We start from the raw sequence: 13,456 nt of genomic DNA on the forward strand, positions 1-13,456 counted from the left end.
ACAGAATTCATGGCTATCCCAATTAAGACCCCGGAAGATATCGAAAAAATGCGCGTGGCAGGCCGCCTCGCTGCGGAAGTGCTGGAGATGATCGAAGCGCACATTAAACCGGGCGTAAGCACCGGCGAGCTGGATCGTATCTGTAACGATCATATCGTTAACGAGCAGCACGCGGTTTCCGCCAGCCTCGGCTACCACGGCTTCCCGAAATCCGTCTGCATCTCGATCAACGAAGTGGTGTGTCACGGTATTCCGGACGACGAGAAACGCCTGAAAGACGGCGACATCGTTAACATCGACGTTACCGTGATCAAAGACGGTTTCCACGGCGACACCTCGAAAATGTTTATCGTTGGCAAGCCGACCATTCTGGGTGAGCGCCTGTGCCGTGTGACCCAGGAGAGCCTCTACCTGGCGCTGAAGATGGTGAAGCCGGGCATCCGCCTGCGCACTCTCGGCGCGGCGATCCAGAAGTTTGTCGAAGCGGAAGGCTTCTCTGTGGTGCGCGAGTACTGCGGGCACGGCATTGGCCGCGGCTTCCACGAAGAGCCGCAGGTGCTGCACTATGATGCTGACGACGGCGGCGTGGTGCTGCAGGCCGGTATGGCCTTCACCATCGAGCCGATGGTCAACGCAGGCGACTACCGTATCCGCACCATGAAAGATGGCTGGACGGTAAAAACCAAAGACCGGAGCTTGTCGGCGCAGTACGAGCATACTATTGTGGTGACAGAGACCGGCTGCGAAATCATGACGCTCCGCAAGGATGACACCATCCCGGCGATACTCTCGCACAACGAATGATAAGAAGCCGGCGATTGCCGGCTTTTTTTATGGCGATAGCTTTTACTTATATTGGGGGCAGCGCAACGCGATATGAGCCACACTCTTTCAGAACAGTTAAGCCACACGGCGCCCTCCCTCCCCGGCCAGCCTGCTAACCCCTCCTCCTGGCCACAGAGCAGCCTGAACTGCGTGGATATCAAAGCGCATATCGATACCTTCCAGCAGTGGCTGGGCCACGTCTTTGACCAGGGCCTCTCTGCCGAGCAGCTCATTGAAGCCCGAACCGAATTTATCGATCAGCTCCTGCAGCGCCTGTGGGTGGAGTATGGCTTTGCAGAATACGGCGATGCGGCGCTGGTGGCGGTGGGCGGCTACGGCCGCGGCGAGCTGCATCCCCTCTCGGATATCGACCTGCTGATCCTCAGCCGTAAAAAGCTGCCGGACGAGCAGGCGCAGAAGATCGGCGAGCTATTGACCCTGCTGTGGGACATAAAGCTGGAGGTGGGCCACAGCGTGCGTACCCTGGAAGAGTGCCTGCTGGAGGGGCTGGCCGATCTCACCGTGGCCACCAACCTGATTGAGTCCCGCCTGCTGATTGGCGACGTCGCCCTCTTCCTTGAGCTACAGAAGCACATCTTTAGCGATGGCTTCTGGCCTTCAGAGACCTTTTTTGCCGCCAAGGTCAACGAGCAGACCGAGCGCCACCAGCGCTACCATGGCACCAGCTATAACCTGGAGCCGGATATCAAGAGCAGCCCCGGCGGCCTGCGGGATATCCATACCCTCCAGTGGGTAGCGCGCCGCCACTTCGGGGCCACCTCCCTGAGCGAAATGGTGGGCTTCGGCTTCTTAACCCAGGCCGAGCGTAACGAGCTTAATGAGTGTCAGCATCTGCTGTGGCGCATCCGCTTTGCCCTCCATCTGGAGATCAACCGCTACGACAACCGTCTGCTGTTCGACCGCCAGCTCAGCGTGGCCCAGCGGCTCAACTACCTCGGCGAGGGCAACGAGCCGGTAGAGCAGATGATGAAGGACTTCTATCGCGTCACCCGTCGGGTATCCGAGCTGAACCAGATGCTGCTCCAGCTCTTTGATGAGGCAATTTTGGCCCTCACCACCGACGAGAAGCCCCGTCCCATTGACGATGAGTTCCAGCTGCGCGGCACGCTGATCGACCTGCGCGACGAGACGCTGTTCATCCGCGAGCCGCAGGCGATCCTGCGCATGTTCTACATGATGGTGCGCAACAGCAGCATCACCGGGATCTACTCCACTACCCTGCGCCACCTGCGCCACGCCCGCCGTCATCTGACCCAGCCGCTGTGCTATATTCCAGAGGCGCGGACCCTGTTCCTCAGCATGCTGCGCCACCCCGGCGCGGTGAGCCGTGGCCTGCTGCCGATGCATCGGCACAGCGTGCTGTGGGCCTACATGCCCCAGTGGTCGCATATCGTTGGCCAGATGCAGTTCGATCTCTTCCACGCCTACACGGTGGATGAGCACACCATTCGCGTGCTGCTGAAGCTGGAGAGCTTTGCGCAGGAGGAGACGCGGCAGAAGCATCCGCTCTGCGTCGATCTCTGGCCGCGCCTCACCCATCCGGAACTGATCTTAATTGCCGCCCTGTTCCACGATATCGCCAAAGGGCGCGGGGGCGATCACTCGGTGCTTGGCGCGGAGGATGTGCTGAAGTTTGCCGAGCTGCACGGTCTCAACTCGCGGGAGACGCAGCTGGTGGCCTGGCTGGTGCGTCAGCATCTGCTGATGTCCGTCACCGCCCAGCGCCGCGATATTCAGGATCCCGAGGTGATCAAGCAGTTTGCCGAAGAGGTGCAGACGGAAAACCGCCTGCGCTTCCTGGTCTGCCTGACGGTGGCGGATATCTGTGCCACCAACGAAACCCTGTGGAACAGCTGGAAGCAGAGCCTGCTGCGCGAGCTCTACTTTGCCACTGAGAAGCAGCTGCGTCGTGGCGTGCAGAGCACGCCGGATATGCGCGAGCGCGTGCGCCATCATCAGCTGCAGGCGCTGGCCCTGCTGCGGATGGACAACATCAACGAAGAGGCGCTGCACCACATCTGGGCGCGCTGCCGGGCGAACTACTTTGTACGTCACAGCCCAAACCAGCTGGCCTGGCACGCCCGGCACCTGCTGCGACACGATCTCACCCAGCCGATGATCCTGCTTAGTCCGCAGGCGACGCGCGGCGGCACCGAGATCTTTATCTGGAGCCCGGATCGGCCCTACCTCTTTGCCGCCGTCTGCGCCGAGCTGGACCGCCGTAACCTGAGCGTTCACGACGCGCAGATCTTTACCACCCGCGATGGCATGGCGATGGATACCTTTATTGTGCTGGAGCCGGACGGCAGCCCGCTCTCCCCGGATCGCCACCAGGCGATCCAGCAGGGGCTGATCCAGGCCATTACCCAGCGCAGCTGGCAGCCGCCGCAGCCGCGCCGCCAGCCGCCGAGGCTGCGCCACTTTACCGTCGATACCGAGGTTAACTTCCTGCCGACCCACACCGACAGAAAGAGCTTCCTTGAGCTTATCGCCCTCGACCAGCCGGGCCTGCTCGCCCGCGTCGGTCAGGTGTTTGCCGACCTCGGGATCTCGCTTCACGGGGCGAGAATTTCGACAATCGGCGAGCGAGTAGAAGATTTATTTATAATCGCTACCGCCGACCGGCGTGGTCTTAATAATGTGTTGCAGAAGGAAGTACAACAACGGTTGACAGAGGCCCTCAATCCAAACGATAAAGGGTAGTGTGTTTATTTATATGGAAAGAGTTTAACAATGCAGCAGTTACAGAACGTTATTGAGTCCGCTTTTGAGCGTCGCGCCGAGATCACTCCGGCGAATGTGGATACCGTGACCCGTGAAGCGGTAAACCAGGTGATTTCCCTGCTGGACTCCGGCGCGCTGCGCGTCGCCGAGAAGATCGACGGCCAGTGGGTAACGCATCAATGGCTGAAGAAAGCGGTGCTGCTCTCTTTCCGTATCAACGATAATCAGGTTATCGACGGAGCCGAAAGCCGCTACTTCGATAAGGTGCCGATGAAGTTCGCCAACTACGACGAAGCGCGCTTCCAGAAAGAGGGCTTCCGCGTAGTGCCTCCGGCAGCCGTGCGCCAGGGCGCGTTTATTGCCCGCAACACCGTGCTGATGCCCTCCTACGTTAACATCGGCGCTTACGTTGACGAAGGCACCATGGTCGATACCTGGGCCACCGTTGGCTCCTGTGCGCAGATCGGTAAAAACGTTCACCTCTCCGGCGGCGTGGGCATCGGCGGCGTTCTTGAGCCGCTGCAGGCAAATCCAACCATCATCGAAGATAACTGCTTTATCGGCGCACGCTCTGAAGTGGTTGAGGGCGTGATCGTTGAAGAGGGTTCGGTGATCTCCATGGGCGTTTACATCGGCCAGAGCACCCGTATTTACGATCGTGAAACCGGCGAAGTACACTACGGTCGCGTTCCGGCGGGCTCGGTGGTGGTCTCCGGCAACCTGCCGTCAAAAGATGGCAAATACAGCCTCTACTGCGCGGTTATCGTGAAAAAGGTCGACGCGAAGACGCGCGGCAAAGTTGGTATTAACGAACTGTTGCGTACCATCGACTAATGCGCGATAAAAAAGCGGGGGCTACCCCGCTTTTTTTACATTTGCTGGTGGCCAAAATAGAATTTTTCGTTAATTATTCATAGGTTATGTTGAGCTTAAGGGTACCGCTATGTACGATAATCTGAAAAGTTTAGGCATTACCAATCCCGATGAAATCGATCGCTATAGCCTTCGCCAGGAGGCCAATAACGATATTCTGAAAATCTATTTTCATAAGGACAGGGGCGAGTTTTTTGCTAAAAGCGTGAAGTTTAAGTATCCACGCCAGCGTAAAACCGTGGTCGCCGACGGCGTTGGCCAGGGCTACAAAGAGGTTCAGGAGATCAGCCCGAATCTGCGGTATGTGATCGACGAGCTGGATCAGATCTGCCAGCGCGATCGCAGCGAAATCGACCTGAAACGGAAGATCCTCGACGATCTTCGCCACCTTGAGAGCGTGGTGACCAACAAGATCAACGAGATCGAATCCGACCTTGAGAAGTTAACGCGTAATAAGTAGCGGTTATACGCCGGGCGGCGCTGCGCTTGCCCGGCGTAATTCAGCCTATCTCTGCTCATCCAGCTGCAGCGCAACATAGAGCAGCAGCCTGTCGTCAAAATTCCCCAGATCCAGCCCGGTCAGCTCCGAGATACGGTTCAGGCGGTACTCCAGCGTATTGCGGTGAATAAACAGCGCCTTTGAGGTCGCCAGCGGCTGCACGTTGTGGCGAAACCATGCTGCCAGAGTTCGCCTGAGCAGGCCGTTATTATCCATCGCCTTCAGGCGGGTCAGCGGACGCGCCAGCTCGTTGGCCTGCCAGCCGCCGCGCAGGCTATCCAGCAGCACCGGCAGCATCAGATCCTGATAGAAGTAACTCCGACTCTCCGGCATACGCTGCTTGCCCACCATCATGGTGGTACGCGCTGTACGGTAAGATCGGGCAATGCTGCCCGGTCCGGTAAAGTAGTTGCCCAGCGCGACGCGAAAGCGCAGCTGGCCGTTCTCTTTCATGCGGGCGATGAGCTGCTCTACGCGCTTGCGATGGTCTTCGGCATCCCAGCGGCCAAACGGATTGAGGGCGGGTTTCAGCACCACCATCTCGGTCAGGGAGACAATGGCAATCAGGTTGTTACGCTCCGGTGTGGTAAGCGCATTTTGCAGCTGCTGTAGCTCGGCCATGGCGCTGTCGACCCCTAACTGACCGCTGTCGACCTCCACCACCGCCACCACGCGCGGCTGGTTCAAATCGATCCCCAGACGCTGCGCCCATTCGGTCAGGGCCGGCGTGTGCTCCTCGGCCTGGATCAGGTTCATCACCAGCTCCTCGCGCAGGCGGCTATCCTGGGCCAGGAGATGCATCAGGCGGGACTGCTCCAGCATCATCTCAGCGGTCATGCACACCAGTTCGCCATACTTACGCAGCGTCTCCGGCTCGCCGGTCAGGCCGATGACCCCGACAATCTCTCCTTCCAGACGCAGCGGCAGGTTGATCCCCTGGCGTACGCCGTGCAGGTGACGAGCCACCGCGTCGTCGATATCCACCACGCGTCCCTGAGAGAGCACCAGCAGCGCACCTTCGTGCAATTCCCCAATACGCTCCCGATCGCCGCTGCCAATAATGCGCCCGCGCGCATCCATTACGTTGATGTTGGTATCGATTATGCGCATGGTGCGCGCAACGATATCCTGCGCCATTTTGGTATCAAGATGCCAGCCAGCCATGTAATCCCTCCCCTGAGCAGATCACAAGAATAAGGGAGTTGCCAGCGCGCTGCATTGTGCAAAAGCACAAAGCACGATGCGGAAGTGTGGAGTTGTGGAAAGCCTCACAGATTCTGTAAGGAGACCCCTTCCCCGAACGGAGAAGGGGTCATGCGATTACTGCATCAGCAGGTAGAGAGAGGTATCGCCACGCTGGATATTCAGCGCCAGCACTGACGGCTTGCTGTCGAGGATCTTACGCAGTTCGGCAATGTTCTTCACCGGCTGCTGGTTCGCGCCGATGATCACATCGCCTTTTTTCAGGCCGATGCGCGCCGCCGGGCTGTTCGCCTTCACGCTGCTGACGGTGACGCCCTGGTTCTGGCCCGCGTTGCTCATCTCTGCGCCTTCAATGCCGCTGAAGATGGTGCTGGAATCCACCTGGTTCTGGCTGCTCTGCTGCAGTTCAAGGCTAACGGTAACCGGCTTGCCTTCACGCAGCAGGCCCAGCGAGACTTTGCTGCCGATCGGCATCGAGCCCACTTCCGCCCGCAGGGCTGCGAAGCTGCTGATTGGCTTACCGTTCAGGGAGGTGATCACATCCCCTGCTTTGATGCCGGCTTTCGCCGCCGATGAGTTCGGCATCACCTGGCTAACAAAGGCCCCGCGCTGGGCGTCAACCTTCATGGCCTTCGCCAGCTCAGAGTTCAGCTCGGTACCGAGAATACCCAGCTCGCCACGGCGCACCTGGCCATACTGCACCATCTGCGCGGTGAGGTTTTTCACCATGTTGCTCGGGATCGCAAAGCCGATACCGATGTTGCCGCCGTCCGGGGCGAGGATCGCAGTGTTGATACCGATCAGCTCACCGTTGAGGTTCACCAGCGCGCCGCCGGAGTTACCGCGGTTGATCGCCGCATCAGTCTGGATAAAGTTCTCGTAGTTCTCGGCATTCAGGCCGCTACGGCCCAGCGCCGAGACGATGCCCGAGGTGACCGTCTCACCGAGGCCAAACGGATTACCGATGGCCACCGTGTAGTCACCCACGCGCAGGGCATCGGAGTCGGCGAGCTTAATGGCGGTCAGGTTTTTCGGATCCTGAATCTGCACCAGAGCCAGATCGGAGCGCGGATCTTTACCCACCACTTTGGCGTCAAATTTACGCCCATCGCCCAGCTGGACCTTAATCGTGCTGGCATTATCGACCACGTGGTTGTTGGTCACGACATAGCCTTTCGCCGCATCAATAATGACGCCGGAGCCCAGCGCCATAAATTTCTGCTGCTGGCCACCGTCGTCAGCGCCACCCTGCCCGCCCTGACAGAAAGGCGAGCTCTGGAACGGAGAGCCCTCCTGGCAGAACGGTGAGTTTTCGCCAAAGAACTGCTGGAAGTTACGCCCCATGCGCGGGGTATTTACCGTGGTGCTGCCTTCAACGTTGATGCTCACTACCGACGGCATCACCTTTTCCAGCATCGGTGCCAGGCTTGGCATCTGCTGTGATGGCGGGATCGCTGAGGCGGTTTCGGCCGCTGATACCGACAGCGGGGACAGGGCTAAACCTAAACTCAGAGCCAGGGCACTCATTGCTAACGTGGTTTTTTTCATGTCGCTTAATCTCTATTTACTGATAACGCGAAACAGCGTGTAAGTATCGATAAGAGTCAATTTATAGCGCGAAGTTCCGGTATAACGTGTTGTTAAAAGTAAAAATTTATTGAGCGCCTTTACAATCGCTCAGATATTATTCAACCGCCATCAGCCGTCGGTACTCGTCCCAGGCATAGAGATCGGTCATGCCGCTGATATAGTCCTGAATAAGACGACAGCGGTAATAATATTCCAGTACCGGAAAGTCTGTTTCATCACGCGCTAGTTTGCTCACGGCTTCTACATAGGCCAGGCGGTGACGTCCTGAGAGCTTATGAAACAGGCGGGTTTCGATGGGGAAACGCTTCACCCGCTCTTTTTCCGCCAGCTCGGTAAAGTCCGCCAGCGTCATCTGCAACAGCGGACGATAAATATCCAGCAGCCCGCTGATGACGCGATAGCCTTGCAGCTCCAGCTGTTCAACATCGGGGTGACAGAAGACATTTTCAACCGCGACGCTCTTATACAATTCAAGCAGTTGACTGTAGCCGCTGTCGTCTTCTAACAGGGCATGGTTAAATTCGCCGGAGAAGATCTGCGGTAAATTATCAATAAAGCGCTGGGCGGCATAGGGCACCAGTTTATTTAAGGTATTGACCCGCAGATACATAAAGAACTGATCTTCCGCGCTGCGGCTGAGGGAGTTAGCCCGAGATTTATCCCAGGCATTCTCTACCACCTGAGAAAATAGCGATCCCTTTTCGTGCGGGCCCCAGGCGTTATAGAGATGCTGATAGAGCTGCTCCACGGTAAATATGTTTTTCTCTACCGCATCTTCCAGATCGGCGACGCAGTAGGAGATATCGTCTGCCGCCTCCATCACCCACGTCAGTGGAAAACGGCTGTAAGTATCCAGATCCAGCTCTTTACGCAGCCGCGCCACGTACTCCTCTTCAGAGAAGTAGTAGCCCGGTTTTTTCATTAAATAGCTGTGGCTGGCGGGTGGCTCGCCCCGCCACCAGGCCGGACGGGTATATTTCAGGATGCAGCCGACCTGCGCCCAGGTGAGGTTCATGCGCATCAGGGAGTGCACCAGCCGGATCCCCTGGGCGTTGCCCTCGAAGTGGCAGAGATCCTGGCGTACCTTGCGCCGCAGCTCGTTGGCCGCCTCCTCGCCGTCGCGCAGGCGCAGGGAGACCACCTCGCAGCGGTCACCGGTCAACGGCTGGCTGGCGGCATCCTGCGGGTGCAGGCGCTGGCGAAACCAGTCGTTAATCGCCGCCTCGCCAAAGTGGCCGAACGGCGGGTTGCCGATGTCGTGCATCAGGCAGGCCATCTCAACGATGCTCTCAAAGGGGCCGGTCAGCTCGTCGAGCCCGTAGCGTTCCAGCAGCCGCATCTCCTTCAGGCGGCTAAGGATCTCCTTGGCGATATAGCGCCCTACCTGCTGCACCTCCAGCGAGTGGGTCAGGCGGGTACGCACCGCCGCGTTGCGCTCCAGCGGGAAGACCTGGGTCTTCTGTTGCAGGCGGCGAATAGCGGCGGAGTTGACGATCCGGCCGCGATCGCTCTCGAAGATGCGTAACACTTCGCGTTCGGTTTTCACGCCCTGGGGTGACCGGTAGCGGCGATGCCAGTTAATCTTATTGCGGAAATCGATCTGTGCCATATCCTCTCCCCCTGAGCAATGCGCTTCCCCTTAAGCGCATGATAGACTATGCCCTCAAATCTGGCTTATCGCGAGTAAATCTATGAAAATCGGCATCATTGGTGCAATGGAAGAAGAGGTTGCGCTCCTGCGCGACAAAATCGAAAACCGTCAGACCCACAGCGTGGGCGGCAGCGAAATTTACACCGGCCAGCTGCACGGCGTTGACGTTGCGCTGCTGAAATCGGGCATTGGTAAAGTGGCAGCGGCAATGGGCGCAGCCCTGCTGCTGGAGCGCTGCCAGCCGGATGCCATTATCAACACCGGCTCCGCCGGCGGCCTGGCCCCGACGCTGAACGTAGGCGACATCGTGGTCTCCGACGAAGCGCGCTACCACGATGCCGACGTAACGGCATTTGGTTACGAGTACGGCCAGCTGCCAGGCTGCCCGGCGGGTTTCAAGGCCGACGAGAAGCTGATTGCCGTCGCGAAAGCCTGCATCGCTGAGCATAACCTCAACGCCGCTAGCGGGCTGATCGTCAGCGGCGACGCCTTTATCAACGGTGCTGCTGGTCTGGAAAAGATCCGCAGCCACTTCCCGCAGGCCGTGGCCGTTGAGATGGAAGCGACCGCTATCGCTCACGTCTGCCATAGCTTCGGCGTGCCCTTCGTGGTGGTTCGCGCCATCTCTGACGTGGCCGATCGTGAATCGCACCTGAGCTTTGACGAGTTCCTGGCGGTGGCGGCGAAGCAGTCCAGCCTGATGGTTGAAACCCTCGTGCAGAAGCTGGCGCGTGGCTAACCGCTGCATTAGAGCGCTGGTCGCCCTGCTGCTGGCGGCGGGGTCGGCGCTGGCCGCCCCCCGCGTAGTGACCCTCTCCCCGGCCAATACCGAGCTTGCCTTCGCGGCGGGGATCGCGCCGGTCGGGGTGAGCAGCTTCTCTGACTACCCGCCCGCGGCAGAGAAGATCGAGCAGGTGGCCAGCTTTCAGGGGATCAACCTTGAGCGCATCGTCGCACTTAAGCCGGATCTGGTCCTGGCCTGGCGCGGCGGCAACGCCGAGCGGCAGGTCAACCAGCTAGCGGGCCTCGGCATCAAGGTGCTGTGGATCGACGCCCAGACCGTGGCGCAGATCGCGGCAGCGCTGCGCCAGCTGGCCCCCTATAGCCCTGCCCCTGAGCAAGCTAACCACGCCGCCGACGCGCTGCTGGCCGACTACGCCGAGCTAAAGGCGCGCTACGCCAGCGCCACGCCCAGGCGGGTATTTATGCAGTTTGGCGGCACCCCGCTCTTTACCAGCGCCAAAGGTTCAATTCAGAACGAGGTGCTGGAGCTGTGCGGAGGCGAAAATATCTTTGCTGCCAGCCAGGTACCCTGGCCGCAGGTGAGCCGTGAGCAGGTGCTGGCCCGCCAGCCCGAGGCGATTGTTTTTGCAGGAAATGCTACTCAGGCCGCAGAGGTTGCGCAATTCTGGGATAAACAGCTCAAAATTCCACTTATTGTCCTCAATAGCGACTGGTTTGAACGCGCAAGCCCGCGTATTATCCTCGCCGCAAAACAACTCTGTACCGCGCTGGCGGCAGTGAAATAATCGAGGATAAGCAATGCTCGTCTACTGGCTGGATATCATCGGCACGGCCGTTTTCGCCATCTCCGGCGTTCTTCTGGCTGGAAAGCTGCGTATGGATCCCTTCGGCGTGCTGGTGTTAGGGGTAGTGACAGCCATCGGCGGCGGCACGATCCGTGATATGGCGCTCGCCCATGGGCCAGTATTCTGGGTTAAAGATCCCACCGACCTGGTGGTGGCGATGGTCACCTGCCTGCTGACGATCGTGCTGGTGCGCCAGCCGCGCAGGCTGCCAAAGTGGATCCTGCCGGTGCTGGACGCCGTCGGACTGGCGGTGTTTGTCGGTATCGGTGTAAACAAGGCTTTTCTGGCGGAAACCGGGCCGATGGTAGCAATCTGCATGGGGGTGCTGACCGGCGTCGGCGGGGGGATTATTCGCGACGTGCTGGCGCGGGAGATACCGATGATCCTACGCACTGAAATCTACGCCACCGCCTGCATTATCGGCGGCATCGTCCACGCTACGGCGTTCTATACCTTTGCCGTACCGCTGGAGAGCGCCAGTATGCTAGGGATGGTGGTCACGCTGGTGATTCGCCTGGCGGCAATACGCTGGCACCTGAAGCTGCCCACCTTTGCGCTGGATGAGCCGGGACGGTAGAGGGGTTTTGCCCGGTGGCGCTGCGCTTACCGGGCCTACAAAACATGCGTTAGATGCTGAACGAGGAGCCACACCCGCAGGTGCTTTTGGCGTTCGGGTTGGTAACCACAAAGCGAGAACCTTCCAGCCCTTCGGTGTAGTCTACCGCGCCGCCAACCAGGTATTGCAGGCTCATCGGATCGACAACCAGCCCAACGCCCTGCTTCTCAATGGTCATGTCGCCATCGTTGATCTGATCGTCAAAGGTAAAACCGTACTGGAAGCCGCTGCAACCGCCGCCGGTAATGTAGACGCGCAGCTTCAGGTTCGGATTCTCTTCGTCCGCGATCAGACTTTTTACTTTAATTGCTGCTGCTTCAGTAAATTGCAGAGGCAGCGCTACGTCATCACTCATTTTAAACTCCCATTGATACGGCGATGCGGACGTTAACCCGCCCGATCTTTGTGAATATTATCCATTACCCTGGTAAATCGTTCAAGTATTCTCCTGGCGAGGCTTGCCGTCGGGATCGCCTCCCTGCCTCGCCAGCGTGCGGGCAAGGATCGTGGAGTAGAGCGGCTTACCGCCTAAAAACTGTGCCAGTAGCGTGGCACCGAGGCAGGTAATAATCATTGGCAAAATGAGCTGATAATTGTCAGTCATTTCCAAAACCAGCACGATACCGGTCAGCGGCGCGCGCACCGAGGCGGCCAGCAGCGCCCCCATCCCGGCAATGGCAAAGGTGCCCGCCTCAAGATGGTAGAGTGGAAAAATCTCCGCGCAGGCCATGCCGAACGCCGTACCCAGCAGCGTGCCCAGCGCCAGCATCGGGGCGAAGATGCCTCCAGGCGCGCCGGACGAGAAGCAGAGCAGCGTGGTGATCACCCGCGCCACAAAGATAAACAGCAGCATTCCGGCGGTGTAGTTGCCCGCTGCCGCAATAGGGATCAGCGTAAAGCCGCCCCCGGAGATCTCAGGCACGATTAGCCCCAGCACGCCGCACAGGCCGCCAATGGCCCCGCCAATCAGCACCCATTTGCCAATCTGTCCGCCGTGCAGGCGGCCAAAGAGATCCTGGGTACGCAGGACCAGGGTGTTAAACAGCGGGCCGACGCAGCCAAAGATCATCCCCAGCACCAGGTAGAGCCAGAGCGTGTTGATCGGCGCGTTGGTCAGCTTGCCTACGTCGATCACCGCCGCCTCGCCGTTAAAGTAGCGAAACACCACGCTCGACATAATTACGCCGGTAAAGACCGCCTTAATCGAGATGAGGTTGTAGCGAAACTGCGGTCGCATCTCCTCGATGATAAACAGGATCCCGGCCAGCGGGGCGTTAAAGGCCGCCGACAGCCCCGCCGCCGCACCGGTGGCCAGCAGGGTGTGCCGCGCCTCGGTGCCGCGCATGCGGAAGATATCCAGCACCATGCGGCCCACGTTGCCCCCGAGCTGAACCGTCGGCCCTTCGCGGCCGAGCACCATACCCGCGCCTAACGTGCCCATGCCGCCAATGAACTTAACCGGCAGAACGCGCCACCAGCGTACCGGACGCAGCTCCTCCAGCGCGCCCTCGATCTCGGGAATACCCGAGCCGCCCGCCTCCGGGGCGAAACGGCGTACCAGAAAGTAGCCTACCATCGCCAGCAGCGCCGAGAGCACAAAGACCAGGGGCCACATCAGCCAGGCGGCGTCATCAGCGAACTGCGTCACCGTGCCGAGTCGCCAGAGGCTGACCGCATTCACCGCCTTCTCAAAGGCGACGCCGACCCCGCCCGCGAGGGTTCCCACCAGCGCAGCCATCAGTAAAATCGCCAGCGGCGTTTTATCTCGCTGCAGCAGACGGAGGATCCGCCGCGTTCGCATCGCATTGGTTTTTATTTTCATAGCCTAAAATGAATTAGTCATACAATTAGGGCAGGTAGTTTAC

General features: G+C 59.3%; 12 protein-coding genes. 7 read left to right on the forward strand and 5 right to left on the reverse strand.

Translation table 11 applies throughout. From position 1 onward, the window contains the following. Positions 1-9: 9 nt before the first annotated feature. The 4 genes from map (at position 10) to WFN61_RS15170 (ending at position 4,903) form a co-directional block, all read left to right on the forward strand. Positions 10-804 carry a type I methionyl aminopeptidase gene (gene map, locus WFN61_RS15155; protein ID WP_144819381.1) on the forward strand — a complete coding sequence of 265 codons (795 nt, stop codon included), beginning with the start codon at positions 10-12 and terminating at the stop codon, positions 802-804. Positions 805-876: 72 nt separating this feature from the next. Beyond that, positions 877-3,549, forward strand: coding sequence for a bifunctional uridylyltransferase/uridylyl-removing protein GlnD (gene glnD / locus WFN61_RS15160; RefSeq protein WP_312275224.1), 2,673 nt, complete (start codon positions 877-879; stop codon positions 3,547-3,549). A 30-nt stretch (positions 3,550-3,579) separates the two neighbouring features. Further along, positions 3,580-4,404 (forward strand): 2,3,4,5-tetrahydropyridine-2,6-dicarboxylate N-succinyltransferase, encoded by an 825-nt coding sequence (dapD, locus tag WFN61_RS15165; protein ID WP_042390607.1) that lies wholly within the window; start codon positions 3,580-3,582, stop codon positions 4,402-4,404. 109 nt (positions 4,405-4,513) lie between these two features. Continuing rightward, complete coding sequence (locus WFN61_RS15170) at positions 4,514-4,903, forward strand: DUF3461 family protein (RefSeq protein ID WP_042390605.1); 390 nt, start codon at positions 4,514-4,516, stop codon at positions 4,901-4,903. A 45-nt stretch (positions 4,904-4,948) separates the two neighbouring features. Here the strand turns inward: WFN61_RS15170 and cdaR are convergent, their stop codons facing one another. The 3 genes from cdaR to dgt form a co-directional block, all read right to left on the reverse strand. Then, a complete protein-coding gene (gene cdaR, locus WFN61_RS15175; RefSeq protein ID WP_042390603.1) occupies positions 4,949-6,106 on the reverse strand; it encodes a DNA-binding transcriptional regulator CdaR in 1,158 nt (385 codons plus the stop codon). A gap of 156 nt (positions 6,107-6,262) precedes the next feature. Further along, positions 6,263-7,693 carry a serine endoprotease DegP gene (gene degP, locus WFN61_RS15180; RefSeq protein ID WP_144817699.1) on the reverse strand — a complete coding sequence of 477 codons (1,431 nt, stop codon included), beginning with the start codon at positions 7,691-7,693 and terminating at the stop codon, positions 6,263-6,265. A 136-nt stretch (positions 7,694-7,829) separates the two neighbouring features. Further along, positions 7,830-9,344, reverse strand: a complete 1,515-nt coding sequence (gene dgt, locus WFN61_RS15185) for a dGTPase (RefSeq protein WP_257759070.1) — start codon at positions 9,342-9,344, stop codon at positions 7,830-7,832. 82 nt (positions 9,345-9,426) lie between these two features. Between dgt and mtnN the strand changes: the two genes are divergently transcribed. The 3 genes from mtnN to WFN61_RS15200 are packed head-to-tail and all read left to right on the forward strand — an operon-like array spanning position 9,427 to position 11,552. Continuing rightward, entirely contained in the window at positions 9,427-10,125 is a 699-nt protein-coding gene (gene mtnN, locus WFN61_RS15190) for a 5'-methylthioadenosine/S-adenosylhomocysteine nucleosidase (protein ID WP_144817697.1), read from the forward strand. After that, positions 10,118-10,915, forward strand: coding sequence for a vitamin B12 ABC transporter substrate-binding protein BtuF (btuF, locus tag WFN61_RS15195; protein ID WP_337038896.1), 798 nt, complete (start codon positions 10,118-10,120; stop codon positions 10,913-10,915). Before mtnN ends, btuF begins: the two co-directional genes overlap by 8 nt. Positions 10,916-10,928: 13 nt before the next feature. Beyond that, complete coding sequence (locus WFN61_RS15200; RefSeq protein ID WP_144817695.1) at positions 10,929-11,552, forward strand: TRIC cation channel family protein; 624 nt, start codon at positions 10,929-10,931, stop codon at positions 11,550-11,552. Between the two features lie 49 nt (positions 11,553-11,601). Here WFN61_RS15200 and erpA read toward each other — a convergent pair whose 3' ends face one another. Beyond that, positions 11,602-11,946, reverse strand: coding sequence for an iron-sulfur cluster insertion protein ErpA (erpA, locus tag WFN61_RS15205; RefSeq protein ID WP_042390590.1), 345 nt, complete (start codon positions 11,944-11,946; stop codon positions 11,602-11,604). A gap of 81 nt (positions 11,947-12,027) precedes the next feature. Next, positions 12,028-13,413, reverse strand: a complete 1,386-nt coding sequence (clcA, locus tag WFN61_RS15210) for a H(+)/Cl(-) exchange transporter ClcA (RefSeq protein WP_313572796.1) — start codon at positions 13,411-13,413, stop codon at positions 12,028-12,030. Between the last annotated feature and the right edge of the window lie 43 nt (positions 13,414-13,456).

The sequence above is a fragment of the Pseudescherichia sp. AS216 genome, assembly GCF_037152055.1.
Classification (GTDB): domain Bacteria; phylum Pseudomonadota; class Gammaproteobacteria; order Enterobacterales; family Enterobacteriaceae; genus Pseudescherichia.

What these genes read in the sequence shown, in the direction of transcription:
- clcA (WP_313572796.1), bottom strand. Translation starts at nt 13,413, where the DNA reads ATGAAAATAAAAACCAATGCGATGCGAACGCGGCGGATCCTCCGTCTG.
- cdaR (WP_042390603.1), bottom strand. Translation starts at nt 6,106, where the DNA reads ATGGCTGGCTGGCATCTTGATACCAAAATGGCGCAGGATATCGTTGCG.
- dgt (WP_257759070.1), bottom strand. Translation starts at nt 9,344, where the DNA reads ATGGCACAGATCGATTTCCGCAATAAGATTAACTGGCATCGCCGCTAC.
- WFN61_RS15200 (WP_144817695.1), top strand. Translation starts at nt 10,929, where the DNA reads ATGCTCGTCTACTGGCTGGATATCATCGGCACGGCCGTTTTCGCCATC.
- degP (WP_144817699.1), bottom strand. Translation starts at nt 7,693, where the DNA reads ATGAAAAAAACCACGTTAGCAATGAGTGCCCTGGCTCTGAGTTTAGGT.
- dapD (WP_042390607.1), top strand. Translation starts at nt 3,580, where the DNA reads ATGCAGCAGTTACAGAACGTTATTGAGTCCGCTTTTGAGCGTCGCGCC.
- glnD (WP_312275224.1), top strand. Translation starts at nt 877, where the DNA reads ATGAGCCACACTCTTTCAGAACAGTTAAGCCACACGGCGCCCTCCCTC.
- erpA (WP_042390590.1), bottom strand. Translation starts at nt 11,946, where the DNA reads ATGAGTGATGACGTAGCGCTGCCTCTGCAATTTACTGAAGCAGCAGCA.
- WFN61_RS15170 (WP_042390605.1), top strand. Translation starts at nt 4,514, where the DNA reads ATGTACGATAATCTGAAAAGTTTAGGCATTACCAATCCCGATGAAATC.
- mtnN (WP_144817697.1), top strand. Translation starts at nt 9,427, where the DNA reads ATGAAAATCGGCATCATTGGTGCAATGGAAGAAGAGGTTGCGCTCCTG.
- map (WP_144819381.1), top strand. Translation starts at nt 10, where the DNA reads ATGGCTATCCCAATTAAGACCCCGGAAGATATCGAAAAAATGCGCGTG.